The following is a 2,581-nucleotide window of genomic DNA, read 5'->3' on the forward strand; positions in this document are numbered from 1 at the left end:
AACGGTTAAACGGTTACCGGTTACGTTACGTACGACGCTTTTTTATTTATTGTTCCATTTGTTTTTGCTTTTTACTAATTAATGATTGGCGGATTGCACTGATAATGGCAGGCAGTGCAGTGACAACCAAGATACCAATAATGACCAATGAGAAGTGTTCACTGACGAAAGGAATACCACCGAAGTAGTAACCCGCTTCAACAGCCACGACGACCCAGATAGTCGCCGCAATCATTTCTAATGCAATGAAATTGCGGTACTTGAACCCAGAAATGGCGGCTGTAAATGGCACTAAGGTACGAATGATTGGTAGGAAACGACCTAAGATAACAGCCATCTTACCGTGTTTAACGAAAAAGTCGTTGGCTTCTGCCAAGTGTTCATCTTTGATAAACCGACCAAGCAGCGGGTGTTTAACTAGTTTCAGACCAACTGTTCGGCCGAGGAAAAAGTTCAATGAATCACCTGAAACAGCAGCAATCCAGAACATAATCATTAAGACCCAGTGGTTTAAAATGCTACCATGTAGCGCTGAAATAGATCCAGCCGCAAACAGTAGCGAATCACCTGGTAGGAATGGGAAAATAACTGAGCCCGTCTCGATAAAGATAACCGCAAACAAGGCGACGTATGACCAAACACCCCAGGCATTCACCAAGTTGTTCAAATGAACATCGAGGTGAAGGAACAAATCAATGATGTGAACCATGTCGATTTCTACTCCCGTATATTTATATATCCTGTCGAATGACAACTAGTACTAAGTTTAGCACGTTTTACGACGCTTGAAAGACGCCTTAATGATTATGCTATAATAGCTAAGGAATATATTGAAGAATGTGTGAGGAAAATAAATATGGCATTGCCACAATTTGATTTGGCAGCGGTAGACGGACCTGTTGCTGTGCTTGAGACGTCAAAGGGAACGATTAAGATCCAATTGTTCCCGGCACAAGCACCAAAGACAGTAGAAAACTTTGTTGGCTTGATTGAAAAGGGCTACTACGATGGGATTATCTTCCACCGTGTGATTAGCGACTTTATGATTCAAGGTGGTGACCCAACTGGTACTGGTATGGGTGGTGAGTCACTTTGGGGTGACGCGTTTGAAGATGAGTTCTCTGACGAAGTCTTTAATTTGCGTGGTGCATTGTCAATGGCCAATGCTGGTCCAAATACAAACGGCTCACAATTCTTCATTGTGCAAGCTTCACGTGTCCCAGCAAACATGTTGCGTCAATTAAATGGCTTAGTCCCTGACGAAGTTGTGACAGCATATGGTGCACAAGGTGGTACGCCATGGCTTGATAAGCGTCATACTGTCTTTGGGCATGTTGTTGAAGGTATGGACGTTGTTGATGATATGGCTAAGGTTCGTGTTGACTATGCGGACAAGCCAGTAGAAGCTATTAAGATCATTAAGGCAACGATTGCTTAATCGATTACCCGGCGTGCCGGGATACATATAGAAGATAGACTAATGGTTAAGGAGTGGCACCAATGACATATCGTATTGGGGATGTAGTAGAAGGAACGGTTACTGGTATTCAACCATATGGGGCTTTTGTACAGTTAGACGAACATACGCAAGGACTGATTCATATCTCTGAGTGTCGTTCAGCATTTATTCGACATGTGGGGGATGAATTGCATGTTGGTCAGGTGATAAAAGTGATGGTACTGGATATTGATCAGTACAATCAGAAGATTTCATTATCACGGCGCAGTGTTTTAGATGGTGGCCAAGTTGTGAAATCCGATCGCGACAATCAACGTGTGGATAATTGGCATCACCATTACTGGACAAATCAGCATTTAACAATAGGCTTTGATAGCATTGCGACAACACGGGATGCTATGATTAATGAGGCGCTCGATCGTTTGAAAACGAAACAACGATAAATAGGGGGAAGAGACATGTCAATGATTGCTGGGACAATTGTATTTACGCGAAATGATCAGTCTTATTTTTTAGTGACTGATGAGGTGCCAACACCACGCTTTTACACAGTGAAGATGCACAAACATGCTGGGGATACAGCGTTGGGTTCAATTTTAACTGGTATGAAAGGGGAACTAGGCATTAATTTAGATAACTTACGGCTGGGCGAATTAGCGGCCTGGCATGGTAAGGGATTAGAGACCGCGGAAGATTTAATTTCGTTGTATACCTTCGAACCAATTGATACAACAGATTTTAATATGGATCGATTGGCACTGCTGGGATTGCAATTTATGAATGCAAAAGATGCAGCAGGTTTGCTTACGAATGTTGATATGACAGGTGTGGCACGACTAGATTAGTTTATTTTAAATTAGGGGTTGCAAAATATTCGTAGATTGGGTATTATATTTAAGTTGAGTTTTGCAAGGAATACAATTCAATTGCAAAACCAATCAAATCGAATTGAAATTGGTTGTTGACAAATTAATTTTGATTAGGTAAGATATAAAAGTTGCTTGCGACGGAATATATGTTTCTCGGTTAACGAGTTAGAACTTACTAAAATAAGTTGTTGACATTAAGTTACTAACCTGGTAATATAAATAACGTTGCTGATGAGCGACAACGAGATAGTTC

Annotated in this window: 4 protein-coding genes; 3 read left to right on the forward strand and 1 reads right to left on the reverse strand. The window is 41.4% G+C overall.

Going from position 1 to position 2,581, the window contains the following annotated elements:
* Nucleotides 1-46: 46 nt before the first annotated feature.
* A complete protein-coding gene (locus ESE_RS0101105) occupies nt 47-709 on the reverse strand; it encodes a VTT domain-containing protein (RefSeq protein ID WP_010369872.1) in 663 nt (220 codons plus the stop codon).
* A gap of 147 nt (nt 710-856) precedes the next feature.
* Between ESE_RS0101105 and ESE_RS0101110 the strand changes: the two genes are divergently transcribed.
* The 3 genes from ESE_RS0101110 to ESE_RS0101120 all read left to right on the forward strand — a co-directional run bounded on the left by ESE_RS0101110 (nt 857) and on the right by ESE_RS0101120 (nt 2,304).
* Nucleotides 857-1,438 carry a peptidylprolyl isomerase gene (locus tag ESE_RS0101110; RefSeq protein ID WP_010369876.1) on the forward strand — a complete coding sequence of 194 codons (582 nt, stop codon included), beginning with the start codon at nt 857-859 and terminating at the stop codon, nt 1,436-1,438.
* Between the two features lie 62 nt (nt 1,439-1,500).
* Nucleotides 1,501-1,902: a CvfD/Ygs/GSP13 family RNA-binding post-transcriptional regulator gene (locus ESE_RS0101115; protein WP_010369879.1), complete on the forward strand. Its 402-nt coding sequence runs from the start codon at nt 1,501-1,503 to the stop codon at nt 1,900-1,902.
* A 15-nt stretch (nt 1,903-1,917) separates the two neighbouring features.
* A complete protein-coding gene (locus ESE_RS0101120; RefSeq protein ID WP_010369882.1) occupies nt 1,918-2,304 on the forward strand; it encodes a hypothetical protein in 387 nt (128 codons plus the stop codon).
* The last annotated feature ends 277 nt before the right edge of the window (nt 2,305-2,581 follow it).

The sequence above is a fragment of the Weissella cibaria KACC 11862 genome, from assembly GCF_000193635.1.
Taxonomy (GTDB): domain Bacteria; phylum Bacillota; class Bacilli; order Lactobacillales; family Lactobacillaceae; genus Weissella; species Weissella cibaria.